The organism is Pseudomonas sp. 18058, assembly GCF_902706155.1.
Classification (GTDB): domain Bacteria; phylum Pseudomonadota; class Gammaproteobacteria; order Pseudomonadales; family Pseudomonadaceae; genus Aquipseudomonas; species Aquipseudomonas rustica.
This window is the reverse complement of sequence record NZ_CACSJY010000012.1, coordinates 73,877-100,684: the sequence shown is the minus strand read 5'-3', so window position 1 is coordinate 100,684 and position 26,808 is coordinate 73,877. Positions and strand designations below refer to the sequence as shown.

General features: G+C 59.3%; 25 protein-coding genes. 8 read left to right on the top strand and 17 right to left on the bottom strand.

The window, feature by feature from the left end:
• Positions 1-32 precede the first annotated feature (32 nt).
• The gene (locus GVL50_RS09140; RefSeq protein WP_159812560.1) at positions 33-962 is read right to left on the bottom strand and encodes an AraC family transcriptional regulator; all 930 of its coding nucleotides are present in this window, start codon (positions 960-962) and stop codon (positions 33-35) included.
• Between the two features lie 370 nt (positions 963-1,332).
• Here GVL50_RS09140 and GVL50_RS09135 point away from each other — a divergent pair, with 370 nt between their 5' ends.
• Both GVL50_RS09135 and GVL50_RS09130 read left to right on the top strand, forming a co-directional pair.
• Positions 1,333-1,686: an antibiotic biosynthesis monooxygenase family protein gene (locus GVL50_RS09135; protein ID WP_159812559.1), complete on the top strand. Its 354-nt coding sequence runs from the start codon at positions 1,333-1,335 to the stop codon at positions 1,684-1,686.
• A gap of 43 nt (positions 1,687-1,729) precedes the next feature.
• The gene (locus GVL50_RS09130) at positions 1,730-1,972 is read left to right on the top strand and encodes a hypothetical protein (protein WP_159812558.1); all 243 of its coding nucleotides are present in this window, start codon (positions 1,730-1,732) and stop codon (positions 1,970-1,972) included.
• A gap of 4 nt (positions 1,973-1,976) precedes the next feature.
• On the opposite strand, the gene GVL50_RS09125 is transcribed toward GVL50_RS09130, so the two are convergent.
• The 6 genes from GVL50_RS09125 to GVL50_RS09100 all read right to left on the bottom strand — a co-directional run bounded on the left by GVL50_RS09125 (position 1,977) and on the right by GVL50_RS09100 (position 10,194).
• Complete coding sequence (locus GVL50_RS09125) at positions 1,977-2,606, bottom strand: flavin reductase family protein (RefSeq protein WP_159812557.1); 630 nt, start codon at positions 2,604-2,606, stop codon at positions 1,977-1,979.
• A 229-nt stretch (positions 2,607-2,835) separates the two neighbouring features.
• Positions 2,836-3,090, bottom strand: a complete 255-nt coding sequence (locus tag GVL50_RS09120; protein ID WP_159812556.1) for a hypothetical protein — start codon at positions 3,088-3,090, stop codon at positions 2,836-2,838.
• 383 nt (positions 3,091-3,473) lie between these two features.
• The gene (locus GVL50_RS09115) at positions 3,474-4,793 is read right to left on the bottom strand and encodes an MFS transporter (RefSeq protein ID WP_159812555.1); all 1,320 of its coding nucleotides are present in this window, start codon (positions 4,791-4,793) and stop codon (positions 3,474-3,476) included.
• Positions 4,794-5,087: 294 nt separating this feature from the next.
• Entirely contained in the window at positions 5,088-6,410 is a 1,323-nt protein-coding gene (locus tag GVL50_RS09110; RefSeq protein WP_159812554.1) for a sigma-54 dependent transcriptional regulator, read from the bottom strand.
• Complete coding sequence (locus tag GVL50_RS09105) at positions 6,410-8,170, bottom strand: ATP-binding protein (protein ID WP_159812577.1); 1,761 nt, start codon at positions 8,168-8,170, stop codon at positions 6,410-6,412. The genes GVL50_RS09110 and GVL50_RS09105 overlap by 1 nt, the downstream gene beginning before the upstream one ends.
• A 500-nt stretch (positions 8,171-8,670) precedes the next feature.
• The gene (locus GVL50_RS09100) at positions 8,671-10,194 is read right to left on the bottom strand and encodes a fumarate hydratase (RefSeq protein WP_008080438.1); all 1,524 of its coding nucleotides are present in this window, start codon (positions 10,192-10,194) and stop codon (positions 8,671-8,673) included.
• A gap of 553 nt (positions 10,195-10,747) precedes the next feature.
• Between GVL50_RS09100 and GVL50_RS09095 the strand changes: the two genes are divergently transcribed.
• From GVL50_RS09095 to GVL50_RS09085, 3 genes are all read left to right on the top strand, one after another.
• Positions 10,748-11,854, top strand: a complete 1,107-nt coding sequence (locus tag GVL50_RS09095) for a diguanylate cyclase (protein WP_159812553.1) — start codon at positions 10,748-10,750, stop codon at positions 11,852-11,854.
• Positions 11,847-12,782, top strand: coding sequence for an iron-sulfur-binding ferredoxin reductase (locus GVL50_RS09090; RefSeq protein ID WP_159812552.1), 936 nt, complete (start codon positions 11,847-11,849; stop codon positions 12,780-12,782). The genes GVL50_RS09095 and GVL50_RS09090 overlap by 8 nt, the downstream gene beginning before the upstream one ends.
• Before the next feature lie 296 nt (positions 12,783-13,078).
• On the top strand, positions 13,079-13,828 hold the full coding sequence (locus GVL50_RS09085) for an enoyl-CoA hydratase-related protein (protein ID WP_159812551.1): 750 nt from the start codon (positions 13,079-13,081) through the stop codon (positions 13,826-13,828).
• A gap of 121 nt (positions 13,829-13,949) precedes the next feature.
• On the opposite strand, the gene pyk is transcribed toward GVL50_RS09085, so the two are convergent.
• On the bottom strand, positions 13,950-15,401 hold the full coding sequence (pyk, locus tag GVL50_RS09080) for a pyruvate kinase (protein WP_008080434.1): 1,452 nt from the start codon (positions 15,399-15,401) through the stop codon (positions 13,950-13,952).
• Between the two features lie 197 nt (positions 15,402-15,598).
• Between pyk and GVL50_RS09075 the strand changes: the two genes are divergently transcribed.
• Both GVL50_RS09075 and GVL50_RS09070 read left to right on the top strand, forming a co-directional pair.
• Positions 15,599-15,985, top strand: a complete 387-nt coding sequence (locus tag GVL50_RS09075) for a tol-pal system YbgF family protein (RefSeq protein ID WP_053123257.1) — start codon at positions 15,599-15,601, stop codon at positions 15,983-15,985.
• A gap of 230 nt (positions 15,986-16,215) precedes the next feature.
• Positions 16,216-16,575: a PilZ domain-containing protein gene (locus GVL50_RS09070; RefSeq protein WP_053123255.1), complete on the top strand. Its 360-nt coding sequence runs from the start codon at positions 16,216-16,218 to the stop codon at positions 16,573-16,575.
• Between the two features lie 70 nt (positions 16,576-16,645).
• On the opposite strand, the gene GVL50_RS09065 is transcribed toward GVL50_RS09070, so the two are convergent.
• The 8 genes from GVL50_RS09065 to GVL50_RS09030 all read right to left on the bottom strand — a co-directional run bounded on the left by GVL50_RS09065 (position 16,646) and on the right by GVL50_RS09030 (position 24,705).
• A complete protein-coding gene (locus tag GVL50_RS09065) occupies positions 16,646-17,023 on the bottom strand; it encodes a DUF6124 family protein (protein ID WP_053123253.1) in 378 nt (125 codons plus the stop codon).
• Positions 17,024-17,519: 496 nt separating this feature from the next.
• Complete coding sequence (locus GVL50_RS09060; protein WP_159812550.1) at positions 17,520-17,729, bottom strand: hypothetical protein; 210 nt, start codon at positions 17,727-17,729, stop codon at positions 17,520-17,522.
• 143 nt (positions 17,730-17,872) lie between these two features.
• Positions 17,873-19,204 (bottom strand): DUF58 domain-containing protein, encoded by a 1,332-nt coding sequence (locus GVL50_RS09055; protein WP_159812549.1) that lies wholly within the window; start codon positions 19,202-19,204, stop codon positions 17,873-17,875.
• Between the two features lie 109 nt (positions 19,205-19,313).
• Entirely contained in the window at positions 19,314-20,315 is a 1,002-nt protein-coding gene (locus GVL50_RS09050; protein WP_053123333.1) for a MoxR family ATPase, read from the bottom strand.
• Entirely contained in the window at positions 20,312-21,475 is a 1,164-nt protein-coding gene (locus GVL50_RS09045) for a DUF4350 domain-containing protein (RefSeq protein WP_159812548.1), read from the bottom strand. The genes GVL50_RS09050 and GVL50_RS09045 overlap by 4 nt, the downstream gene beginning before the upstream one ends.
• Positions 21,472-23,019: a DUF4129 domain-containing protein gene (locus GVL50_RS09040; RefSeq protein ID WP_159812547.1), complete on the bottom strand. Its 1,548-nt coding sequence runs from the start codon at positions 23,017-23,019 to the stop codon at positions 21,472-21,474. Before GVL50_RS09040 ends, GVL50_RS09045 begins: the two co-directional genes overlap by 4 nt.
• Positions 23,006-23,983: a stage II sporulation protein M gene (locus tag GVL50_RS09035; RefSeq protein ID WP_159812546.1), complete on the bottom strand. Its 978-nt coding sequence runs from the start codon at positions 23,981-23,983 to the stop codon at positions 23,006-23,008. The genes GVL50_RS09040 and GVL50_RS09035 overlap by 14 nt, the downstream gene beginning before the upstream one ends.
• On the bottom strand, positions 23,980-24,705 hold the full coding sequence (locus GVL50_RS09030; RefSeq protein ID WP_159812545.1) for an RDD family protein: 726 nt from the start codon (positions 24,703-24,705) through the stop codon (positions 23,980-23,982). The genes GVL50_RS09035 and GVL50_RS09030 overlap by 4 nt, the downstream gene beginning before the upstream one ends.
• 180 nt (positions 24,706-24,885) lie before the next feature.
• On the opposite strand from GVL50_RS09030, the gene sbcB reads away from it, so the two are divergent.
• Positions 24,886-26,316, top strand: coding sequence for an exodeoxyribonuclease I (sbcB, locus tag GVL50_RS09025; RefSeq protein ID WP_159812544.1), 1,431 nt, complete (start codon positions 24,886-24,888; stop codon positions 26,314-26,316).
• Positions 26,317-26,413: 97 nt separating this feature from the next.
• Here sbcB and mvaT read toward each other — a convergent pair whose 3' ends face one another.
• Positions 26,414-26,791, bottom strand: a complete 378-nt coding sequence (gene mvaT, locus GVL50_RS09020) for a histone-like nucleoid-structuring protein MvaT (RefSeq protein ID WP_007933316.1) — start codon at positions 26,789-26,791, stop codon at positions 26,414-26,416.
• Positions 26,792-26,808: the final 17 nt, after the last annotated feature.

The window sequence follows — 26,808 nt, the reverse complement described above, 5'->3', positions numbered from 1 at the left end:
GGGAGAGGGCTAGGGTGAGGGGCTTTCAACGGTCACACCGACAGCCGCAACCGCGCCAAATCCCTCAGCGGCGGCGCCCCAAACAACCGACTGTACTCGCGGCTAAATTGCGACGGACTCTCATACCCCACCCGATACCCCGCCGCCGAAGCTTCCAGCCCCTCCGCCAGCATCAACCGTCGCGCTTCCTGCAAGCGTAACTGCTTCTGATACTGCAGCGGACTCATCGCCGTCATCGCCTTAAACCGGTGATGCAAGGTCGACACGCTCAGGTTCACTTCTTTGGCCAGATCATCAATGCGCAACGGCTGCTCAAAATTGCCGTTAAGCCATTTGATCGCCTGGCTGATGCGATGGCTCTGGCTGTTGGCAATCGCAATCTCATACAGCCGATGACCCTGCGGACTGCGCAGCAGGCGATACAAAATCTCCCGGCGAATCAGCGGCGCGAGCATGGCGATGTCTTTCGGTGCGTCGAGCAAACGTGCCAGACGCAGCACCGCGTCGAGCATCGAACTGTCGATTTTTTCCACGTACAAGCCACGTCCGGTTGGCCGCGTCGGGACGCCCATCGGCCCGGCGTCGGCGATCAGTGCGGTGATTTCCGCCGGATCAATATCAAGGCGCACGGCAAGAATCGGTTCCTCCGGCGACACGTTAACCACGCGCCCGCTCAGCGGCATCGAAACCGACACCACCAGATAATTCAGCGGGTCGTAATTGAAGTACTCGTCGGCCAGCCGCACCTCTTTACGTCCCTGCGCCATGATGCACAGCGCCGGCTGCGCGAGCACCGGTGCAAAGTCGTGGGATTTGGTGTGGCGTGACATAAACAGCGAACCGATGGCGGTCTCGTAGCTGCCATCGTCCTTGGTGTTGCGGCGGATGATCGCCGCCAGTTCCGCACGCTGTTTTTCCATGTCAGCGCTGGGTTCGGCTTGAAAACGATCGAATGACGTCATGCACGGCATCCTCGGCAAGGGAGGTGGAATGGAGCAGAGCATATGTTTGTGCAAGCGCGAACGGTAGACACATCCTGCGAAATGCTTGCCTGATTCTGCACCGCGATATTCCTCAACCACGACGCGACGCCGGACTGTAGGAGCTGGCGAAGGCTGCGATCTTTTGATTGTTGTCTTTAAGGTCAAAAGATCGCAGCCTGCGGCAGCTCCTATAGGGGAGCGGGCATCTGCGATGCTTTTGGCAAGTCTCGCAGGATTGTGCAACGCGGCGGCAGGAATCGACTAACGGCACTCAGCGTCTGGCCCTTAACCTTTGATCCTGTCGCAGCCCGTCCCCCGGCTGCCACGCGACTCCCTGGGAGGGTTGAACATGTCCAAGCAGATTCCCGTCAGTCATATGGCCTTCGTCCGGGCGCGCGCCGGGCGTTCGGCGGAACTCGGTGTACGCCTGAGCGCGTTGATCGAGCCGTCCCGCGCAGCCCCCGGTTGCCTGAGCTTTGCCTTGCAGCATTCGCAGTGTGATCCCGAGTTGTGGCTGGTCTCCGGGTTCTGGAGTAATCAGCAAATGATGACCGCATATTTCAACAGCCCGTCGATGGGTATCTTCGCCGAGCTGGTGCAGGAACTGGTGGTCAACAGTCTGGATTTCCACACCTTCAAAGACGTCTCGGCGGCACAAGCGCTCGGCCAATCTCCGGCAGCGGTACACAAACTCGTCGGTTGAGGGTTTAATGTCCGGCTTAATTGACTGAGCCAGGACTTGCGACATGGCACGTAAAGAGTTCGAACACTTCGAAGCAGTATCCGCAGTCGTCCCCGTCGAACTGGGTGGCAACAAGGGCTATTACGCGGCAATCGCGGTCAAGGCCCTGGTCGATGGCGGTGCACCACGCTTTCACAAACTGCTGAATGACCAGGTCTTCCCCGGCGCCATCGCCGCCGATGAGGCTGCTATCAATGAGCTGGATAACCTCAAAGGCGTCACCGGAGAGGCCGAGTTGATCTGGTAACGCGTTACTTGTTTGCGCCCGGACGCCACATCTTGAACAGGGCCTCAGGCCCCAACTGGAAGTAATCCGCCGGCCCGCCGCCGCGCAGAATCGGTTCTGCCGCGGCGGTGTCGTAGATGCCGTCCTTCAGCAGCCATTTGGCGATATGCACGGCGACCACTTCGCCGAGGATCAGCCAGCTCGGCACCGTTTCGCCATCAGCACGCTGCAACTGAATGATCTGCGTGACCTTGCACTCGAAGGACACTGGGCTTTCGGCTACGCGCGGCACCGAAATCACCTTCGACGCAACAGTCGTCAGTCCCGCCAATTCAAACTCGTTGACCTCAGGCGCGACCATCGCGCAGCTCTGGTTCATCTGCTCGGCCAATGGGCGGGTGGCGAGGTTCCAGACGAATTCGCCGGTCTGCTCGATGTTGTTCAGGCTGTCTTTGCGCCCGACGCTGGAGAAGCCAATGATCGGCGGAATGTAGTTGAACGCGTTGAAGAAACTGTACGGCGCCAGATTGAGTTGGCCGTTGGCATCCTGCGAGGAAATCCAGCCGATCGGGCGCGGGCCGACGATAGCGTTGAATGGATCGTGCGGCAGGCCGTGGCCATGGACGGGTTCGTAGAAATGGATGTCATCGGGCATGGCGGAGGATCCTGAGGCTAGGTTTTGAATGAACCCATAGTGCAAGGCAGCACCACATATTTCCAGCCAAACAAAAATCCCATGTAGGAGCTGCCGAAGGCTGCGATCTTTTGATTTTGCTTCTGAAAGTCAAAAGATCGCAGCCTTCGGCAGCTCCTACAGAAAATTTGTCAGCCCCCAGAAATAACTAAGCCCGGCCGAAGCCGGGCTGTGCGCTGTGCGGCAGCGATTAGCTGATGGCAGCGGATTGGGTGCGGTCATAACCGTCGGCTGCGAAAGTCGCGGAGCCGGTGCGGTCGTAGCCATCTTCAGCAACAGTCGCCGAACCGGTGCGGTCGTAACCATCAGCAGCGACAGCGGCAGAACCCGTGCGGTCATAACCATCAGCAGCCACAGCAGAACCGGTGCGGTCGTAACCGTCGGCGGCGAAGGTGTTGGCAGCCAGTACAGACAGGGCGAAAGCGAGGATCAGTTTGGTTTTCATGGTCGTGTGCTCCGAATGCGTTGGGGTGTGTGTCTTGCCTGGGTTTAATACTACGCCGATCAATTCGATTAAAAAGCGCAAAATAATGCTAAAAACTATCGATTAACCTGATGTTAAGGGCGGCGCATTTAAATCGCTTACGTCGTCGAAGCGAACGTCGCGCAGGTCATCGATCAGGTAGGGGCAGGATGTCGCGCCAGTATTAATTAGCGATTAATGGCGGGTGGGGGCGGGTGACAGATTTTTCATACAGGGCTGGAGAGCGTGTCGACTCCAATCGCGAGCAGGCTCACTCCTACAGGGGAACGCATTCCAAATGTAGGAGCGAGCCTGCTCGCGATAAAGCCATCACAGCCACCATTGCAGTGGCTGTGAATCCCCAATCAGTCAGTCACGATCCGCGAATGCTTCTGGGTATCTTTCATGGTCACGTACACCAGCAGCGACACGGCAATGCACGCCGTCACGTACCAGTAGTAACCGGTTTCCATACCAATGCTCTTGAACCACAGCGCGATGTATTCAGCAGTGCCGCCGAAGATCGACACGGTCAGTGCGTACGGCAGGCCGACGCCCAGCGCGCGGATTTCAGTCGGGAACAGTTCGGCCTTCACCACCGCGTTGATCGAGGTGTAGCCGCTGACGATGATCAGCGCCGCCATGATCAGGAAGAATGCGCCCCACCAGGTTTGAATGGTGTGCAGGGTCATCAGGATCGGCACGGTGAAGATCGTGCCCAGCACGCCGAAAGCGATCAGGATCGGACGACGGCCGATCTTGTCCGAGAGGCCACCAATGATCGGTTGCAGACACATGAACAGGAACAGCGTGGCTGCCGAAATAGTGGTCGAGTCGGAGATGCTCATGCCGACGGTGTTCACCAGATATTTCTGCATGTAGGTGGTGTAGGTGTAGAACGCCAGCGTACCGCCCATGGTCAGGCCGACCACGGTCATCAATTCCTTTGGATGACGCATCAAGGTGCGCATCGCGCTTTCCTTCGACTTCTCTTTTTTGGTGAACGACTCGGTTTCTTCCATGCCGCGACGCAGGTACAGCGCAACGACTGCGCACAGTGCGCCGATGGCGAACGGAATACGCCAGCCCCACGCGTACAGCTGTTCAGTGGTCAGTACGTTTTGCAGGACGATCAACACGCCGAGCGCGATGAGCTGGCCGGAGATCAGGGTCACGTACTGGAAGCTGGAGAAGAAGCCGCGACGTTGCTTGGTCGCCATCTCGGACAGGTATGTCGCCGAGGTGCCGTACTCGCCACCCACCGACAGGCCTTGCAGCAGACGGGCGAAGATCAGCAGGATCGGCGCGCCGATGCCGATGGTTTCGTAGTTCGGGCTGAGCGCGATCAGCAGCGAGCCGAAACACATCAGATAGACCGAGGCCATCAGCGCTTTCTTGCGCCCGACCTTGTCAGCGTAGAGGCCCATCAGCCAGCCACCGATCGGACGCATCAGAAAGCCGACGGCGAAGATCGCAGCGGTGTTCATCAGTTGTGCAGTGGAGGAACCGGCAGGGAAGAAGGATTTAGCGAAGTACAGCGAGAAGGCGGCATACACATACCAGTCGTACCACTCGACCATGTTGCCGACGGAACCGCTGAAGATCGATTTGATCCGGCTGGCGGTGGTTCTTTCTTTGGCGGGCACGGCAGCCGACCCAAGTGGCAGGGCGTTGGAGTTATCCATTGAAGGATCCTTCGTTTAATTGTTTTTGTGGAGCGCGTTAAAACGCAGCCTGCGTGGGCTATAGCAGGAGGTGTGCCAACGGGGGGAGGGGCGGTTTAGAGGGGTTGACGGGATCGGGTGAGCGGAAATCCGCTCATCGCAGAGGATCTATGAGCGGAATATCGCTCACTCCGATCATTCCCACGCTCTGCGTGGGAATGCCTCAACGGACGCTCTGCGTTCGGCTCTGGTGGGGACGCAGAGCGTCCTGGGCTGCATTCCCACGCGGAGCGTGGGAACGATCAAGTACATGCGCTACAGAAACATCTCCCGACTCAACCCATGCCGCTGCATCTTTTCATTAAACGTCCGTCTTGGCAGTTGCAGTTCTTCAAGCACCGCTTTCACATCACCCTTGTGCCGTGTCAGCGCCGCGCGCAAACACTGCGCTTCAAACGCTTCCTGCTGCGCCGCCAGCGATTGCCCCGGATCAATCCCCGGCGCCGGTTCATCCAGCCCCAGCACTTGTCGCTCGGCGACGTTCGCCAGTTCCCGCACATTGCCCGGCCAGTCGTGGCTGAGCAGATGACTCAACTGCGCGCCGCTCAACGGCGGAAAAGTCCGGCCCAAGCGTTCAGCCGCACTCTGCGCAAAGGTTTCAAACAGCAACGGAATGTCTTCACGACGATCACGCAGCGGCGGCAGGCGCAACTCCGCGACGTTCAAGCGATACGCCAGATCCTCACGAAAACGCCCGGCGCGAGCCTCGTCGAGCAGATCCGGTTTGGTCGCCGCAACGATGCGCAAATCCACGCGAATACTCTGATTCGAACCCAAGCGCTCGAGCTTCTGCTCCTGCAACACCCGCAGCAATTTCACCTGCTGGGCCAGCGGCATGCTTTCGATTTCATCGAGAAACAACGTGCCGCCAGACGCGTATTCCAGCTTGCCGATGCGCTTGCCCGAAGCACCGGTAAACGCGCCGCTCTCATGTCCGAACAACTCGGCTTCAAACAACTGCTCGGGGATCGCCGCGCAGTTCAGCGCCACAAACGGCTTGTCCGCACGCGGGCCGAAATCATGCAGGCAACGCGCAACCAGTTCCTTGCCACTGCCGGTTTCACCGCGGATCAACACGTTGACCGGCAGCGCCGCCAGATCGAGCACTTGCCGACGCAGTGTCTGCAAACCACGCGACACCCCGAGCAAGGTCGTATCGAGTTTGGCGCGGTTGTCGGCTTGCTCGTGCAGCGCGCGGTTTTCCAGTACCAGGCGGCGTTTATCCAGCGCCCGGCGCAGGCTGCCCAACAGCGTTTCCGGGCTGAACGGTTTCTCCAGAAAGTCGTACGCACCATCGCGCATGGCTTCGACCGCCATCGGCACATCGCCATGGCCGGTGAGCAAAATTACCGGCAGATCCGCGTCGCGCTTTTGCACTTCAGCCAACAACGCCAAGCCACCGATGCCGGGCATGCGCACGTCGCTGAGGATCACCCCGGGGAAATGCGCGGGCAGGGCGGCGAGGCATTCTTCGGCGCGGCTGAACAACTGCACCTCGAACCCCGACAGGCTCAGCCACTGCTCGACTGCGTTGCGAATACTGCTTTCGTCATCGACCACCATCACCGAATTGAGCATTAGATATGCGCCTCCAGATCGATTGGCAGCGTCAGGCTGAACACCGCGCCGCTCTCGCCATTGTCGGCGCTCAGGCGACCGCCGGATTCATGCACGATGGCGAAGGAAACCGCCAACCCCAGACCCAAACCGTCGCCTACCGGTTTGGTGGTGAAGAACGGATCGAACACCTGGCTCAGATGCTCTTCGGCAATGCCGCCGCCATTGTCGATGACGCTCAGGCGCCACAATTGTTCGTCGACTTCCAGACGAATCTCCAGACGCTTGCAGGTTTTCCCTTGCATCGCATCAAGGGCGTTGCGCAGCAGATTGATCAGCACTTGTTCGAGGCGGATCGCATCGCCGCGCACCCACGCCGGCCGCGTCAGGTGCAGCACCAGACTGACCTGTTCGTCACGCAGACGCGCATCGAGCAATTGCAGCGCCTGATCGACCACCGTGGCCAGATCCAGCCGCTCGCGCAAACCACTCGGGCTCTTGCGTGCAAACGTCTTCAGATGGCCCGTGAGCGCCGCCATGCGCGTGAGCATCTCGTCCACCGGTTTCAACGCTTTGTATGCATCGTCGACGCGGCCATGGTCGAGCAGCAGCCGCAGAGTCGCCAGTTGCATGCGCTGAGCGGTCAGCGGTTGATTGATTTCGTGGGCCAGCGCCGCCGACATCTGCCCCAGCGCCGCGAGTTTGGCCGACTGCACCAGACCGTCCTGCGCGGTACGCAAATCGCGGGTGCGTTCTTCGACCAATTGTTCGAGTTCTTCGCGGCTGCGCTGGCGCATTTTCGCCAGACGCCAGCGCTGATTGAGGAACAGCAACAAAAACACCAGCGCCAGCCACACCCCGGCAGCGGCGAGCCCGGCGTTGCGCAAATCTTCGAAGGCCACCTGCGGGTGACGCAGCAGATGCAACGTCCAGCCTTCGGCGGCCAGCGGCAGCGATTCCCACAGATAATCCGCCGTGCCTTGCGGGCCTTCTACCCGGCGTAGATCGCTGTTGTCGTCAAAACTGCGCAGTGCCAGATGCGTCAGCGGCACCAGCGCTTGCTTGTCGTATTGGCGGGTGGCTTTGATCTCGGCCATGTCGCTGGAACTCAGCGCTCGCAGCGAGCGATAGCGCCAGCCCGGCTGATTGGCGATGAAGATGATCCCGCGCGCATCGCTGACCAGCAGCGTGTCGCTGCCTTGGCTCCATTCACGTTCCAGTTCGGGGAATTCCAGCTTGACCACCATCGCCCCGAGAAACTCGTCCTTGTCGCCCAGCACCGCGCTGGACAGGAAGTAACCGGGAATGCCGCTGGTCACGCCCACCGCATAAAAACGCCCGGTGCCCTGCGTGCGGGTCTGACTGAAATAGGGGCGGAAGCCGTAGTTGTGGCCGACGTAACTGCTCGGCAGTCGCCAGTTGCTCGCGGCCACGGCGAGCCCCGTGCGATCGAGCAGTTCAAGGGTCGAGGACTGCGCCGCACCGTTGATCTTTTCCAGCTTCAGATTCAGCGTCGCCTGCTCTTCGGCATCGACTGAACCTGCCAGCGCCGAGCGCAATTGCGGATCCAGCGCCAGCACGGCGGGCAAGGCGCGATAACGGTCGATCAGGGTGTGCAACGAGTTGGCGTACAGCGCCAGTTGCTGATTGGCACGCGCCGCATCTTCCTCCAGCGCCTGACGTTCGGCGTGGCGGATGGCAAGGGTCGCGGCAACGGCCGCCCCGGCGACGATCAGCAGGGAATACAACGACAGGCGCAGGGTACGGGAAGTCGGCAGCATGCTGGGCAGATGGGTGGCAGGTCGGGCGGGAAAGATAGCATGGGCGGGCATGGCGGCCCATGAGTGCGCAGGTAATCGTACGGTGACCTCGGATTTCTTCGGTTACGCAAAGGAATCCATTGGGATTGGGTTCGGGGTCTTGTCTCTTTTGAAGAAGCCTTTGAATTGTGTCCACCAGGAGTTATCTGCTTGAACGCTATCACCGGCTGCGGATGCGAAGTCGTTCAGCGAGCCACTGATCGAGGATCTGGCTCCCAGACTTTCATTATTCACAGGTTCGACCACGTCAGCAGTTGCGCTGAGCATGGTTTTTTCAAGTCTACGAACCGTTCGAGAAACTCTCTCACCGATTCACCTACCGGCGTCCCGGTGGTGATGCGTAGTTGGACTGACAGGTGCGCAAGATCAATTTATATGCTTGCACAAGATTTTTATCACGAAATGCAAAAGGCCGGTTCATCCTCGCAGATGAACCGGCCTTTTCAGTGCTGCAAAAAAACTTACTGCACTTCTACCGCCAGGCTTTCGCTAATCTTCTGTTGCCAGATCGCAGGGCCGGTGATGTGTACCGACTCACCTTTGCTGTCTACCGCAACGGTGACCGGCATGTCTTTGACTTCGAACTCGTAGATCGCTTCCATGCCCAGTTCGGCAAACGCCAGTACTTGCGACTTCTTGATCGCCTGAGCCACCAGGTAAGCAGCGCCGCCAACGGCCATCAGGTACACCGCTTTGTTGTCCTTGATCGCTTCGATTGCGGTAGGGCCGCGCTCGGATTTGCCGATCATGCCCAACAGGCCGGTTTGCTCAAGGATCTGACGGGTGAACTTGTCCATCCGCGTCGCGGTGGTCGGGCCAGCCGGGCCAACCACTTCGTCACCGACCGGATCAACCGGGCCAACGTAGTAGATGAAGCGACCTTTGAGGTCGACCGGCAGTGTTTCACCCTTGTTGAGCATCTCGACCATGCGCTTGTGCGCGGCGTCGCGCCCGGTGAGCATTTTGCCGTTGAGCAGGACGGTTTCGCCCGGCTTCCAGCTCTGCACGTCTTCCGGGGTCAGGGTGTCGAGGTTGACGCGACGGGCCGACGGGCCGGCTTCCCAGACGATTTCCGGGTAGGCGTCCAGCGGTGGCGCTTCCAGCGAGGCCGGACCTGTACCGTCGAGCACGAAGTGTGCGTGACGGGTGGCGGCGCAGTTCGGGATCATGCACACCGGCAGCGAGGCTGCGTGGGTCGGGTAGTCCATGATTTTCACGTCGAGCACGGTGGTCAGGCCACCGAGCCCCTGGGCGCCGATACCCAACTGGTTGACCTTCTCGAACAGCTCCAGACGCATTTCTTCGATGCGGTTCTGTGGGCCACGGGCTTTCAGCTCGTGGATGTCGATGGATTCCATCAACACTTCTTTGGCCATCACCGCAGCTTTCTCGGCGGTGCCGCCGATGCCAATACCGAGCATGCCCGGTGGGCACCAGCCGGCGCCCATGGTCGGAACGGTCTTGAGCACCCAGTCAACGATCGAGTCGGACGGGTTGAGCATGGCCATTTTCGACTTGTTCTCGGAACCGCCGCCCTTGGCCGCCACGTCCACTTCCACGGTGTTGCCCGGGACGATGGAGTAGTGAATTACGGCCGGGGTGTTGTCCTTGGTGTTTTTACGAGCGCCCGCCGGGTCGGCGAGGATCGAGGCACGCAGGACGTTTTCCGGCAGGTTGTAGGCGCGACGCACGCCTTCGTTGATCATGTCGTCCAGGCCCATGGTGGCGCCATCCCAACGTACGTCCATGCCGACGCGCACGAACACGGTGACGATGCCGGTGTCCTGGCAGATCGGGCGGTGGCCGGTGGCGCACATGCGCGAGTTGATCAGGATCTGCGCCATCGAGTCACGGGCCGCTGGCGATTCTTCGCGCAGGTAGGCTTCGTGCATCGCCTGGATGAAATCCACGGGGTGGTAATAGGAAATGAATTGCAGGGCGTCGGCAACGCTCTGAATCAGGTCGTCTTGCTTGATCACGGTCATGAGTCGCGCTCCTCTAAAAGACGGGAACATTTTAATAGGGCAGCTTTGAGCTTCGAGCTTTGAGCGACAAGTTACGACAGTACGCGGACTGCCTGCGCTTGCGGCTTGAAGCTTGCAACTTGAAGCTGGCCCTTTGGGCCGGGCACGCCGGGGCTGCTGGCGCGACGCTAAAAAGGCGCGGCAGTATACCGCGCATCAAAGGGGCATACACGCGTCGGCAGTCATTCGTTGGTCGCATACCGCACACTGACTGCCACCACCATACCCTTGTGGCGAGGGGATTTATCCCCGCTCGATTGCGCAGCAGTCGCTAAACCTGAACACTTGATTTAACTGGAACACCGCAGGGGGCCGCTTCGCAGCCCAACGGGGATGAATCCCCTCGCCACAGGGGGCTCGCCGTGACGTAGATGCGAGGTAGGCAGGTCATCCATTTGACGTCAATTTTCGGGCCCGAAAATCGGTGGTCATTTATCGACTACGCCTCTAAAGTGGCAGCCGGTCTGTAGAGTAGGACACTCAGTCAGCCTCCTATCGCACGGTGAGTCAACGATTGACCCATAACGCCATACAACGTCTTTTGCTCAAACGTTTTGCCCTCGCTGCAGCCACCTATGGATTGGCTCTGCTGCTACTGTGGCTGGCGTTTTTTACCGGGCATTACCAACAATCCCTCAATACTGTGGCCGTCGGCAGCGCCCTCGTGGTGATCAGTCAGGCAACCCTGTTCGTCTTGTTCTGGACCGGGCGCAACCAGCGCTTCGACGATCCGAGCATGACCGAAGTGCAGGTGCTGCTCGGCCTCGGCTGGCAAACCTGGCTGATCGCCCATCTGGATGAGGCGCGTGGCGCCTTTCTGGTTTTTTACGTGCTGATCCTGCTGTTCGGGCTGTTCCATCTCAGTCGACGCGCGTTCATTCGAACGGCGCTGCTGGTGTTCTTCAGTTTCTGCGCCATCACCTTGTGGGACGGTTACAACTTCCGCTTGGCCGAGCCCGCACTGGCCGCGTTGCAAGTGTGCATTCTGGCGATGGTGCTGGCGTGGCTGGTGCTCTACGCACGCTTCGTTCAGGTCTCGCGACAACGCCAGCGTCAGCGCCGGTTTGCCTTGCAGGCGCACCAGGACACCCTGCGCGGGATGATGCGGCAGTTGGAAGATCTGGTCGCCACCGATGAGCTGACCGGGTTGTTCAACCGTCGTCACTTCCTGCGTCTGGCCTCGCGCGAACTGAATGAAATGGACGAAGACGTGGCGCACGGCTTGGCGCTGATCGACCTCGATCACTTCAAACGCATCAACGACATGCACGGCCATGCCGCCGGCGATCAAGTGTTGCAGGCGTTCGCCGGCGTTGCTCAAGCGTGCTTGCGCGACGGTGATGTGCTGGCGCGCTACGGGGGTGAAGAGTTCGTGGTGTTGCTGCCCAACTGCGATGCCGAACAGTTGACCGCGTGCTGCGAACGTCTGCGCGTTGCGTTCGCCGATGTCGAACTGGTGGGCTTGAATGTGCGCAACCTGAGTCTTTCGGTCGGTATGACTTTGTTGGAAATGGGCGATGATCTGGACGACGCGTTGCATCGCGCCGATCAGGCACTCTATCGGGCCAAGCGCGACGGGCGTAATCGCTGTGCGGCGGCGTGGGAGAACGTCGATGCCTGAACTTCGCGTCGGTGAACGGCAGTGGTCGGTGGCGCCGGGCACCAATCTGCTCGACGCTCTCAACCAGAATGGCGTTGCCGTGCCTTACAGCTGCCGCGCCGGCAGCTGCCATGCGTGTCTGGTGCAATGCGTACAAGGTTTGCCTGCCGACAGTCGCCCGGATGCCTTGAGTGCCGAACAACGGCAAGAGGGCTGGCGACTGGCCTGCCAATGTCAGGTGACTGAAGATTTGCAGGTGCACACCTTTGACCCGATTGCCGACGGTCGCCCGGCCGTGGTCGAAGCGCTGGACTGGCTCAGCGACAGCGTGCTGCGCCTGCGCCTGACCCCGCAACGTCCATTGCGCTACAGCGCCGGGCAACATCTGGTGCTGTGGATCAATCACATCGCCCGACCGTATTCGCTGGCGAGCCTGCCGGAGGAAGATCGTTTTCTCGAATTCCACCTTGATTGCCGCCAGCCCGGCGAATTCAGCGACGCCGTCCGGCGTTTGCAGATTGGCGATGCGATCCGCCTCGGCGAACTGCGCGGCGGCGCTTTGCATTACGACGCCGACTGGCATGACCGGCCGCTGTGGCTGCTCGCGGCAGGCACTGGTTTAGGCCCGCTGTTCGGCGTGCTGCGTGAAGCGTTGCGCCAGGATCACCAAGGCGCAATCCGTGTCATTCACCTGGCCCATGACGATCGCGAACACTATCTGGCCAAACCCCTTGCGGCGCTTGCTGCGCAGCGTGAAAACCTCAGTGTAGAACTGTGGACGGCGGCCGAGTCAGCCGCCGCTTTGGCGCAACTGCGCCTTGTCTCCAGACAAACCCTGGCTTTAGTCTGCGGCTCGACTGCCAGTGTCGACGCCTTCGCCCGGCGCCTGTATCTGGCCGGACTGCCGCGCAATCAACTGCTGGCCGATGTGTTCCTGTCCCGCGGTTGAGCGCTAATGCTTATCGGGTTTCATAGGTTCTTTGTGGCCAAGTCTTTATGGTCAGTGGATTTTTTGTGGCAAGGGGATTTTGTGGCCTGGGGAATATGTGGCGAGGGGATTTATCCCCGTTTGAGTGCGTAGCGCTCACAAGATTTTGGGGCCGCTGCGCAGCCCAGCGGGGATAAATCCCCTCGCCACATAATCCCCAGGCCACAAAAGCCCCCCTGGCCACAGAAAGTCCCCTAGCCACAGAAAGCACTATCCCCGCTTGACCTTCGCAAACCCGACTATCGCCGAGACCCACCATGACCGAAGCCATCCTGCTGGAACGTGAACGCGGTTTGCTCACCCTGCGCCTCAACCGCCCGGACAAGAAGAACGCCCTCACTCGCGCCATGTACAGCCGCCTCGCCGAGGCCCTGAAACTTGCCGACAGCGACCCCGAAATCAACGCCGTGCTGATCACCGGCAGCGCCGAGTGCTTCACCGCCGGCAACGACATCGCCGACTTCATCCAGCAACCGCCCTCCGACCTCGACAGCCCCGTGTTTCACTTCATGCTCAACCTGCTCGAATGCCGCAAACCGGTAATCGCCGCAGTGGCCGGCGCGGCGGTGGGCATCGGCACCACGTTATTGCTGCATTGCGATCTGGTTTACGTGGCCCGCGATGCTCGTCTGCGCATGCCATTCGTCAACCTTGGTTTGTGCCCGGAGTTCGGCTCCAGCCTGATCCTTCCGCGCTTGCTCGGCCAAGCAAAAGCATCGGAGTTGCTGTTGCTGGGCGAAGGCTTTACCGGTGAACAAGCGGCGCAATGGGGCATTGCCACTGAAGCTTTGGACAATGGCGATGCTGCGTTGAGCAAGGCGCGGGAAATGGCGCTACGTTTCGATGATTTGCCGGCAGATGCGGTACGCATCAGCAAGCAACTGATGAAGGCGCCGGACCGTGAGTTGATCCGCAAAGTGATCGAAGAGGAGGGCGTGTTGTTCACCCAGCGCCTGAAGTCGCCAGAGGCATTGGCGGCGTTGACAGGGTTTATCAAACGGCATTGAAATTGTCGGTGACCTGGCTTGCCAGCGATGAGGACCGAATAGGCACCACATCTTCAGGAGCAGAAAACAAAAAGCTCCGCCATTCACATGGCGGAGCTTTCGCTTTTCAACAACCGATCAATCAGACCTGTGGGTCGCCCACGTGCAGGATCTTCATGCCGTTGGTGCCGCCGGTGGTGTGGTAGCTGTCGCCCTTGGTCAGGATGACCCAGTCGCCTTTTTCCACAACGCCGCGTTTAACCAGCTCGTCGATCGCCTTCTGGCTGACTTCGTGCGGTTCCAGCGAAGCCGGATCGAACGGTACGGTGTACACGCCACGGAACATGGCTGCACGCGCCTGAGTTTCACGGTGCGGCGAGAACGCGTAGATCGGCACCGAGGAACGGATGCGCGACATGATCAGCGGGGTGTAGCCACTTTCGGTCAGCGCGATGATCGCTTTAACGCCCGGGAAGTGGTTGGCGGTGTACATGGTCGCCAGTGCGATGCTTTCGTCGCAACGGGTGAATTCCTTGCCGATACGGTGGCTGGAAGTCTTGCCGGTCGGGTGCTTTTCAGCGCCGACGCAGATGCGCGCCATCGCTTGAACCGCTTCCAGCGGATACAGACCTGCAGCGGATTCAGCAGACAACATCACGGCGTCGGTGTAGTCGAGCACGGCGTTGGCCACGTCGGACACTTCGGCGCGAGTCGGCATCGGGTTCTGGATCATCGACTCCATCATCTGGGTCGCGACGATCACAGCCTTGTTGTGGCGGCGTGCGTGCAGAATGATTTTCTTCTGAATGCCCACCAGCTCGGCGTCGCCGATTTCCACACCGAGGTCACCGCGGGCAACCATCACCGCATCGGAAGCCTTGATCAGGCCGTCGAGGGTTTCGTCGTCTGCGACGGCTTCAGCACGTTCGATCTTCGCCACCAGCCAAGCGGTGCCGCCGGCTTCGTCGCGCAGTTGACGGGCGTATTCCATGTCGGCAGCGTCACGCGGGAAGGATACCGCGAGGTAGTCGACTTCCATTTCAGCGGCGAGCTTGATGTCGGCCTTGTCTTTTTCAGTCAGGGCCGGCGCGGTCAGGCCGCCACCGCGACGGTTGATGCCTTTGTGGTCGGACAGCGGGCCGCCGATGGTCACGGTGCAATGCAATGCATCGTCAGTTTGGGTATCAACGCGCATCACCACACGGCCGTCGTCGAGCAGCAGCTCGTCGCCTACGCCGCAGTCCTTGACCAGATCCGGGTAGTCGATGCCGACCACTTGCTGGTTGCCTTCGGTCAACGGATGGCTGGTGGAGAAGGTGAACTTGTCACCGATCTTCAGCTCGATCTTCTTGTTGGCGAATTTGGCGATACGGATTTTCGGGCCTTGCAGGTCACCCAGCAGGGCGACGAAGCGACCGTGCTTGGCGGCAATGTCACGCACCAGTTTCGCGCGAGCCTTGTGCTCGTCGGGGGTGCCGTGGGAGAAGTTCAGACGGGCAACGTCCAGGCCAGCCAGAATCAGCTGTTCGAGAACTTCCGGCGAGTTACTGGCCGGGCCAAGGGTAGCGACGATTTTGGTACGACGGACGGACATGCAAAGACTCCTGAGTTCAAGCGCAAGCGAAGGCTACTATGCTCTTGGGGTGTAGTCATTGTTCGAATGCACTACTTTTTGTGAAGGGCTTTGTTATTACTTTCTTTATTGAACGCCATCAACGCGACAATCGGCACAAACCGTTCTGAAGATTTTCGACGCAAGGTCGATACAGAGCACAAGACAGGAGAACCCCCATGCGATTGTTGCCCATTGCCGCCCTTGCCCTCAGCGTCCTCGCCGTCACGGGCTGCACCCGTTGGTCGATGAACCACCATTTGAACAACGCCTACAGCGCCTACGATCGTGGCAATTGCGAGCAGGTCATGCTCGAACTGTCCAAGGTCGAACGCGCCAGCCGTGCCCGCCCGTACGTGTGGCCGGAAGTGTCGATGATGCGCGGTCAGTGCCTGGAACGGCAAAGTATGTTTGTCGATGCCGCGCAGACCTATCAGTTCATCATCGCCTCGTACCCCAACAGCGAATACGCCTACCGTGCCCGCGCCCGTTTGGAGACCCTGCAAAGTCTGGGTCATTACCCAACGCGCAGCGCCGCAGCCGTGGTACGTCCAACGCGTTTCTGATGACAGTTGTCATACAAAATCTGGCCGTGCGTACAGGCTGAGCTATAGTCGAATGATCCTGATTTAGAGCGCTGTCTCTGATCCGGGGCAACACCTGCGACTGGCAAGTGGTCAAGTGACGGCGACGTAGCGACCGTCACACCGGAAGCGGGGAGAGCGGGCCTGCCGAACAGGTTCGTTCCGAAGCAAAGGTGCGGCTCTGTGACGGAGCCCTGCATGGCGAACTGCGCATGTTTACCGACCGCCGGATTGAACGGCACCAACTGCCGTACTTCTTGAGAGTATTCAACAGCGTCACCGACAAACCGATTGGCTTTCTCGGCAACGTTTCAGAAGACGGGCTGATGCTTATCAGCCAGTTACCGATGATGATCGGAGTTGATTTCGCGCTACGTCTGAAAATCCCCATGGGTGATGGTTGCCACCAGGTCATCGACTTTTCGGCGTGCTGTTTGTGGTGTCACGAGGATGCAACCCCGCAACATTACGATGCTGGTTTCAGTTTGCACCGACCGCCTGCCGAGTATGGGCAACTGGTGCGAGCGTTGAAGCAGTACTTCAGTTTTCAGCCGTTGCCGGCGTCTGCCTGATAATGGGGAAATTCAGCCTGCGGTAGCTCAGGGCAGTGCGCATAAATGTGGCTGCCGCAGACTGCAAATTCTAAGTTTTATTAGCAATCGCTCGTTCACTATCCAATGTTTTTTCAGCTAGCAACAATCCCATCTCGCTCAATTGATATATTGCCATTGCCAAATGGCGGGGCTTATCTTCCAAACTGTCCGCTAGATCCAGCAAAAGAATACTCACAGACGAAAACGTTTCATAGGTCTGGATAGCGATAGCTTCGGAATTGATTTCTGGAGAAACCATAAACATTTGCATACCTCGGTCTACGGAGTTACGGGAAGGTATATCAGGTTTTAAATAGTGGTCTAAAGCGCGTTCAGCTGCTTCGTGGAGTTTTCTTGAGTCTTGTGAAGCATACGGGGAAGTATCAGTAGGATCTATTTCAGGTGGATTTGGTGTAATTTTAAACATTGCCTTGTTTCCTTGTTTGATGACACCACACGCTTCGCGACTAAGGGAAGGGTGGCGGCTATGCGCAGGTTAGTCGACCGGTGGAAACAAGGCTTTTCCGGCGCGCCCTAGGGCGCCCTGCACATAGCCACCATCAAGTGCGGGTATGAAAACCCTACGAGATGATGTGATGCACCTTGTTAATCCACCGGGCGACTAAACCCGATCGCTGGTCGTCAGCGACATGCATCAATTTAATGGGCGGCACCTAGCGTGTAAGTCAGTCAGTTCTGATGGGAGTGTAGGGAACGGCGCCAAGCGTTGTAGTCCGAATCCCCCGGCAAGACATGCTCCGAATCATGGAGAGCTATGCTTTTTTAAATCAGTTCGGAAGTTTTAGGGAGGGTGCCAAGTAGCTGTATAGCTACTTGGTATTAAATTATTAGTGGCAGGTCTTGTTTGGGTGTGACTTGAGTGATTTTAAAAACCTTTCATGCTTCTGTTGCAATAAGCGTTGTCATTTTTTTCCTCTGAGTTTGGCGAAGCCCTGTTTAATGTAGCCGGCATTTTCACCAATTATACTCAGTGCACCTCGGATGTTTTCACCAACCTCATTTAAACCCTCCTTCTCTGCGTGCAGCGTCAATTCCATGATGGCGGCCTCTAGACCCAATTGATTCTGATACATCCTTTCCAATAAATCAGACAGCGAATATTCATCTGGCATTGGTTCGACTCCGTTCGAGAAAAGACAAGCATAGCAACGGTTTTCGGGTGTAGCGCTTTGAAAATTGTTTACGTCTTTCTATTGAACAGGCTGTAGATCGGATCAGTAGTCCGTTGAAAATGCTGCGTGGGAATAAACCACCTTCAAAACGTACCAGCCTTCTTCCAGCTCAAGTAACGCGTCACCAACTCAGTCCCTAACGACTGTGGCCGCAAATCCAGCGTATGAACGCCATGTGCGGTCAACCTTTCATGGCATTCATTGCGCGCATTCAGATAGTCCACGGTGCCGCAATAGGTCAACGCTTCATCCAGTGTCTGAACGGTGCTCTGCGGCACTTGATCAAGTACGCCTTCACGCAGGCTCGCCACCAACACTCGATGCTGCTGGCTCAAGCGTTTGACGGCGGTGAGCAGTTCCTCGTCGTCGTCATCGCGCAGGTTGGTGACCAGTATCACCAGCGCCCGACGCTTTTGCCGCGACAGCAGTTGGCTGACGGCCGCTTGATAGTCCGCCGTGCGCTGAGTGCTTTGCAGGTCGTAGACACTGTTGAGAACGATATTGAGCTGACCCGCACCTTTAATCGGTGCGAGGTAATGCGGCTGGGCATTGGCCAGGGTACACAAACCCACCGCATCGCCCTGACGCAGGGCCACGTAGCTGAGCAGTAAACAAGCATTCAGCGCATGGTCGAAGTGCGAGAGTTCGTCGTCCTGGCTACGCATGCGGCGGCCACAATCGAGCATGAAGATGATCTGCTGATCGCGTTCGTCCTGATATTCACGGGCAATCGGTGTGCGCTGGCGGGCGGTGGCTTTCCAGTCGATCTGGCGCAGGCTGTCGCCTTCGCGAAATTCGCGCAGTTGATGAAATTCCAGACCCTGACCACGGCGCTGCTTTTGCCGCACGCCGAGCTGACTGAGCCAGTTGTCCACGGCCAGCAGTTCACCGCCGTAGAGGCGGGCGAAGTCCGGGTAGACGCGGGTGTGATCGGTGACGTCGAGCAGGCGTTTGCCTGTCCATAAACCCAGCGGGCTGGGCAGGTTGATTTCGCAGTGTTCAAAGCTGAAATGACCGCGCTGGAGCGGGCGCAGGCGGTAGCCGACATGGCTGATTTTGCCGGGCTGCAGTTCGACGCTGAGCGGCAGGTTTTCGAAGCTCAGGCCTTCCGGGACATGATCGAAGATGTGCAGGTGCAGGGGCTCGCTGAAGGGGTGTTCGACGTCCAGGCGGATTTCGCTCCAGCGACCAAGTGCGAGGCTGCCGGGCATGTGCCGTTTGACGCGGATGTCGGGCAGGCGTTTGAGGCGCAGGGCATCGATGGCGGCCAGGGCCAGCAGAGCGAGGAGCAAGCCCCAATTGATCGCCGGCAGGCTGGGCGGGAGGGCGATTTGCAGTGCTTGCAAGGTGCCGAGGGCGATGCCGATGGCCATGAGCAGTGTTAGCCAGATTAGTAAGAGTTTTGATGGTTTCATGGCTTGGCACCGGGCTGTTTGTTGCAAAGATCGCAGCCTTCGGCAGCTCCTGCATGAGTGATGTGTAGGAGCTGCCGGAGGCTGCGATCTTTTCTGCCCAAAACGGATTTCACAGGCGCGGCGCCGGGATCTGGTCGAGCAGTTGCTGCAATACCTGATCGACTTGCAGGCCTTCGATGTCCAGTTCCGGGGCGATGCGTACGCGGTGGCGCAGCACGGCCAGCGCGCAGCCTTTGATGTCGTCGGGGATGACGAATTCGCCGCCGCGTAACAGGGCGCGGGCGCGGGCGCAGCGCACCAGGGCAATCGAGGCGCGAGGCCCGGCGCCGAGGGTCAGCCCCGGCCAACTGCGGGTGCTGCGCGCCAGTCGTACGGCGTAATCGAGGACTTGATCGTCCAGCGGCAAATCACTGGCAATGCGTTGCAGCGCTTGCACGTCTTTGGCTTGCAGCACGGTGCGCAACGGTTGCACATCAAGCATGTCGGCGCGGGTCGAGCGACTGACCTGACGCACCATGTTCAACTCCTGATCGGCGTCGGGGTAATCCATGCGCACCTTGAGCATGAAGCGGTCGAGTTCGGCTTCGGGCAGCGGGTAAGTGCCTTCCTGTTCAATCGGGTTTTGCGTGGCCAGCACCATGAACGGCTGAGCGATGGGCAGGGCGCGGCCTTCGAGGGTGACTTGCCTTTCTTGCATCGCTTCGAGCAGCGCCGCCTGGGTTTTCGCCGGGGCGCGGTTGATCTCGTCGGCCAGCAGCAAATTGGTGAACAGTGGGCCTTTGCGCAATTTGAACTGCTCGGTTTGCAGGTCATAGACGGCATGACCGGTGACGTCGCTGGGCATCAGATCCGGGGTGAACTGGATACGCGCGAACTCGCCACCGAAGCAGCGCGCCAATGCACGCACCAGCAAGGTTTTACCCAGCCCCGGCACACCTTCGAGCAGCACGTGGCCACCGGCGATCAGCGCGGTCAGCACGTCGTCGATTACCTGATTCTGGCCAATCAAAGCTTTCTGCAATTCGCTGCGAACCGCTTGCGCCAGTTGGCTGGCGCGCTGGCGTTGCTGGGCGGCGTGGCTGGCGCTGCCGGGCTCGGTCTGTTCACTCATAGCGTGTTCCTCAAGGTTTGCAGGTGGGCGACCTGACGGCAGAACTCGGCGCTGGACAAACGCTGGTTCGGAACCGGGCTCAGGGCCTGGCTGATGGCGCGGGTGGGCTGGCGGGTCAGGCGTGACAGTGCCAGCCATTGTTCGGCAACGTTCAATCGATCAAAACCGGGATGGCGACGGCGCGCGCGACGCAACACGTCTTGTTGCAAGGCTTGCAGCAGCGCTTGCTGACCGTTGTGGCGCAGCAGGAAATCCGCGCTGGCACGCAGGTGTTCCTGCAATTGTCGGCGGCCGCTCGGCGCCGGTGCCTGAAGCGGGCCGTGGCGCACACCGACATGCCACAACCACAGGCCGATCAAGGCGAGCAGGGCGACGATGGCCTGCGGGAAGTAGCGCCAGAGCAAGGTCAGCAAACCGTCGTGTTCGCTGTTGTAGATCAGCGTGACGTCGGTGTCGGCGCTCAGGTACCAGAGCAGCCAGGCATTGTCGTATTGAGCGATGGTCTGGCTTTTCCACAGCTCGGCGTCAGTGACCACGGTGATCGAGCCGAGGCTGTAAGGCAGTTGCATCATGTGCGTGGCTTTGCCGCTGTTGGCCCAGGCTTGCGCGAGGTTTTTCGGGTCGTCGAGGTGGAAGTCCGTGTCGAACCCGGCATAGGCCGGCGCGTCTTCATCCTCCACATAGAGCTTGGTCAATTTCGGGAAGGGGTCTTGCTCAAGGTCTTTGGGCGGATCCTTGAGATCCTTGCTCAGGGATTGATGCAGTTGCACGCGATCGAGCAACAGGTCGTTGCTCTGTTTGGTCTGTTCGTCCCATAACGATTCAGCGACAAACACCAGTCGCCCGCCGGCCCGCGTCCAGTTCAACACTTGCTCGACCTGACGTGGGGTCATGCGTGAACGGTCGTTGAACAGCAGCAGCGTGTGTCGGCGTGGGTCGATATCCGGCAGTACGGAAAGGCTTTCGGCATGACTGACTTTGAGGCCGCGCTCACGCAAAAACATTTCCGCCGCCAGATACGGATTGGCTTGGGCAGCAGGGGACGGGCCGTGATCGACTTCTTCCTGATAAGGCTTGGCCTTGAGAACCAGAAACACGCTCAATGCGATCAGCAGTGCGACGAGCACTGCGCCGACCCACCACGCGGCGCGGCGATTCAACGGGCAGCTCCGTGGCCAAACAAGGCGCGCCAGCCGTCGCACAATTCCTGTTGCAGATGCGCTGCCGGGACTCGATGCCCGTAGGCCATGTTCTGCCAGTGCACAGTGAGGTTGCGACTAAACGCGAGCAACTCCGGTCGCTGCAGTTGTTCTACACGCGCCAGCACCTGATTTTCGGTGTCGGCAGGTTTCAGCGTCAGATCGAAGTCATGCAGCAGATGGCTGAGCAGACCGCGATAGAGCAGGCTCAACGCCGCGCGCGGTTGGCTGAGCCAGAGTTGTTCGGCGCTGGCGGCGATGTCGTCGGGCAAGGTGTCGCGGTTCAAATCCAGACCGAACGCTTGCTGCGGCACCGCTCGTTTTGGCAGCGCTGGCAGTTTCGGCCGGCGACTGACGAAGGCCCGGAGAAACTCGCGGTAACGCCAGATCAGCCAACCGATCAAGGCAATCAGCACACCCCACAACAGCACCTCGATCAGCTTGGCCAGCCCATTGAAGTGTCGACCGTCGAGCCAGCCCAGCAAGGTTTTAAGCCACTGCGGTGCGTCGCCGGGTTTTGCGTCTTTGGCCGGCGTTGCCGGGTCGTCGCCAAAACGGTAGCGGGTGACCGATTCCTTGTTCTTGAACGGTGGTTGTTCGAGCAAGGCCTTGATGCTGTCGTGGGAGGCCTGACTGGTCAGCGGCTGATTTAACAAGCGCGGTGCATCCGGACGGGTGTCGGGTTCAGCCGCCCAGACCGAGGGCACATTCGGCAGCACCAGACAGATCGCCAGCAACAGACCGAGCACGCCGTTGTTCAGGCGCTGGCGCAAACGCCGGAACACCAGTTCGATGTCCCACGCTTCCAGTTGCGTGCGGCGGTTCAGATAGAGGCTGAATCCGCAGGCGGCGTAGATCGGTTCCCACACCACCAGCACCAGCGCATAAAAAGCGTTGGTCAGGTGTTCTAGCCAGCGCCATTCGTGATCGGCCGAGAGAATCAGCGACTGCCAGTCCCAATCGGTTTCCACTTGCTGCGGCAGCAACAGATAGAACAGCACCATCAAGCCGATCCACAGCGCAGTCTCCAGATGCACGCCAATGATGGTCAACCATTGCGCCGCGCCGGCGTTGCGCTGCAACAGCACTTGCAGGCGTTGTTGGCGAGCATTGCCGTCGAGGCCTTCGAGTTGCACCACCGGCAGCAGAAAGCTGCGGCTGAAGCTCAAGCGGCGCCAGGTCAGGCTGGCCAACAGTTGCGGTTTGAGCAGGCGCGGCCATTCGCGCAGCGCTTGTTTGAGGGTGGGCGTTTCGCCGAACAGCGCTTTGGACAGGATGTACAACGGCAGGCGTTCGTACGCCGGTTTCAGCCACCAGAATATAAACACGGCCAGCGTCGGCGAATCCCAAAACACCAGGCTGAGCAGGGCGAACAGCGGCAAGGTGACGATCGCCCAACTGGTCATCAGCAAGCGTCGATGTTGCTGACACATGAGCACGCCCAGATCCATGGCTTCCCAAGTCGTGCGCGGGCGGATCACCACGGTGGCGTCACTCAGGCGCATGGCGTGTCTTTCCGGCGAACAGCAGGTAGCACGCGACCAACGTCCAGAGTCCGGCGCCCACCAGGTATTTAGTCAGCGGCGCGACACTGGTTTTCGACGACCAATAGGCTTCGATGAACGCCGCGATCAGCAGGAACAACATCACCCCGCAGACCAGCAACACGCTTTTGCGCGCCGCGCGTTTCAAGGCCTCGGCGCGGGTCAGGCGCCCGGGCGCGATCAACGCCCAGCCGAGTTCCAGACCGGCCGCGCCGGCGAGAGCAATCGCCGTCAGTTCGAAAGCGCCATGGGCGATGACGAACGACCAGAAGGTCTCGCCGAAACCGATCTCGGTCAGATGCCCGGCCACCGCGCCGATGACCAGGCCGTTGTAGAACAGAAAGAATGCGCTGCCCACGCCCATCAACAATCCGCTGGCGAAGGTCTGAAAGGCGATGCCGATGTTGTGCATCACGTAGTAACCAAACATCACCCAGTCTTCGCTGGCCGCGCGTTCGGCGGGACGCCCGAGGTGGCCGGCGACCGGGTCGTACATGCCTTGCATCTCGCGCACTTGATCGGCGGGAATCAGGTTGTAAATGAGGTCGGGAAACACATACACCAACACCCCTACGCCGATCAGGCTGCCGAAAAACAGCAGCGCGGCGACCAGCACAAACGGCCATTCGGCGCGCACCAGTCGCGGGAAATCGGCGAGGATAAAACTGAGCAGGTTGGCGCCGAGGCGACTGCGATGGCGGTACAGCTGTTGATGGCCGCGCAGCACGTGTTGCTGCAACGAGTCGATGAGGAAACTGCTGTAGCCGCGCTCCTGCGCCAACGCCAGATGCTGGCAAAGACGTCGATAGGTTCTCGGGAATCCGGCGATTTGCGAGGTGTCCTTGCCGCGTTCAAGGCGTTCGAGGGCCAGCGCAAAACGCTCCCATTCGGCCTTGTGGCGACTTTCGAAAAGGCTCTGCTTCATGTCGGGCCCAGTAAACCGCGCGCGATGCCATTGAGTTCGGCAACGGCTTTGGGCGCGGAGATATGCAGCGGCTGGGCGAGCAGGGCGGCCAGTTCATTGACCCGCGCCGGTGACAGTTCGCCTTGGCGTTCGGCAAAACCGAGCACTGCACGTTGTTCGCTTAGCGACAGCGGCACGGGCGAGCGCCGGGGTTCGGCGTCAGGCAATTGCGGGCGCGTCAGCGGGCGTTCGCTGTAAACCACCAGCGTGCCGGCAGCGATGTCGCCGAGGCGTTTGAAGGTCGGGTGTTGCAGGCAACTGAGGCTGCCGAGGAAGTAGCCGAACGGCAGCAGATCAACGAAGCGCAGCAGATTGCGCAACAACGAGGCCGACCAGCCAACCGGCGTGCCGTCATCGTGCACCACGCGCAGGCCCATCCACTGTTTGCCCGGCGAGCGTCCCTGCCGCAGCACTTCGAACAGCACCATGTACCACCAACTGATCGCAAACAGCAGCAGCGAGCCGAGGCCCATGCCGAGCTTGCCGAGAAACGCCAACGCGATAAACAACACGCCCATGATCACACCGCGAATGCCCAGATCGATGGCGAACGCCACGGCCCGCACCATCAACCCGGCAGGGCGCAGGGGCAGGTCGATGCCTTCCGGCGTTTCGACCTGATGCCGCGTATCCAGCGGCGGGGCCAGCGGTGCTTTCCTTGGCGGTGCTGTGGGCTCGAGCATGGGCTACCTGATGTCGCCTGTTCTGAGTGCAAGTGCGTCCGATGCTAGCAGCCTCTCGGGGGGAAACGACATAACTATGTATTGCACAGCATGTGTCGCCAGGTGTTTGAATGTTTCGAGACTGGCCGCGACGGCGGTTGAGCGCCTAGACTTTGCCGATCTTCAGTTCAGGATCCGCCCGTGACTTCAATCTTCTGGTACGACTACGAAACCACTGGAATCAATCCGCGTAACGACCGCCCGCTGCAGGTCGCCGGGATTCGCACCGACCACGAGCTCAACGAAATCGACGAGCCGGTCAACCTTTACTGCCAGCCCAGCGAAGACATCCTGCCGCACCCGGCGGCGTGCGCAATCACCGGCATCACCCCCAGTCAGCTCGCCGAAAAAGGTTTGAGCGAAGCCGATTTCATGACCCGGGTTCACGCGCAATTGGCCGCGCCCGGTACGTGCGGCGCGGGTTACAACTCCTTGCGTTTCGACGACGAGATGACCCGTTACAGCCTGTATCGCAATTTCTTCGATCCCTACGCCCGCGAATGGCAGGGCGGCAACAGTCGCTGGGATTTGATCGATGTAGTGCGCGCTGCTTACGCCTTGCGCCCGGACGGGCTGGTGTGGCCGACCGATGACGAGGGTCGCGTGACCCTCAAACTCGAACGCCTGACCGCCGCCAATAACATCGATCACGGCCATGCCCACGAAGCGTTGTCGGACGTACGCGCGACCATTGCGCTGGCGAAACTGATCCGCGAGAAACAGCCCAAGCTCTATGACTGGCTGTTCCAGTTGCGCAGCAAACAGAAGGTGATGGATCAGATTCGCCTGTTGCAGCCGCTGGTGCACATCTCCGGACGCTTCTCGGCGGCGCGCAGTTATGTCGGCGTGGTCATGCCGCTGGCCTGGCACCCGAAAAACCGCAACGCGCTGATTGTTTGCGACTTGCACCTCGATCCACAGGGCTTGCTCGATCTCGATGCACAAACCCTGCGCCAGCGTCTGTACACGCGCCGTGACGATTTACTTGAAGGCGAATTGCCGGTGCCGCTGAAGATTATTCACATCAACCGTTGCCCGGTCGTCGCGCCGTTATCGGTACTGCGCGCCGACGATCAACAACGATTGGGTCTGGACATGGCGCTTTATCAGGAGCGCGCGCTGCGGCTAACTGACGCACAACAAGTTTGGAAAGATAAAATCGCGGCTATTTATGCCAGCGAAGATTTCACCCCGAGTGAAGATCCGGAACAACAGTTGTACGACGGATTTATCGGTGATCGTGATCGGCGTCTGTGTGAGCAAGTGAGAAACGCTGACCCGGCACATTTGGCGCAAGAGCAATGGCCGTTCGATGATGAACGTTTGCCTGAATTACTCTTTCGATATCGCGCACGTAACTTTGCCGATACGTTGAATTCTGAAGAACAGGCACGCTGGAAATTATTGTGTCAGCAACGTTTGTCGGCCCCGGAATTCGGCGCGCCGAATACCTTGAAATCTTTTAGCGAGGCGGCCGAGCAATGGTTGCTTAGTGCTACGCCAGAGCAGAGCGCAGTGCTCAATGAATGGCAGAGTTATGTCCAGGCATTGCGCAAACGTTTGGGTCTTTGAAATCGAACATGTTTGTTACTAAACGTCAGGCATAAAAAAACGCCAGCATTCGCTGGCGTTTCTTTTTTCGCGGATCGCTCTGCGAAGGCGTTGCGGCTTAGCCCAGCAGGGTAGCCCAGCCTTCAACCACGTCGCCGCCCCACTTGGCTTTCCACTCTTTCAGAGTTTTGTGGTTGCCACCTTTGGTTTCGATGACTTCGCCGTTGTGCGGGTTTTTGTATTGTTTAACTTTGCGAGCACGCTTGGTGCCGGTAGTTTTTACTGCGCCGCCGCGTGGTGCTTTGGTTTTCGACTCTGGGTCCAGCAGCGCGATGATGTCACGCAGCGACTTGGAGTATTCGCCCATCAGGGTGCGCAGTTTTCCTTCGAATTCCAGCTCGGTTTGCAGTTTGTCGTCTTGCGACAGGTTCTTCAAACGGGCTTGCAGCTCTTTGATAGCTTCTTCGGTGGCGCGATATTCGTTGATCAAGGACATGATTACTACCTTAGTAG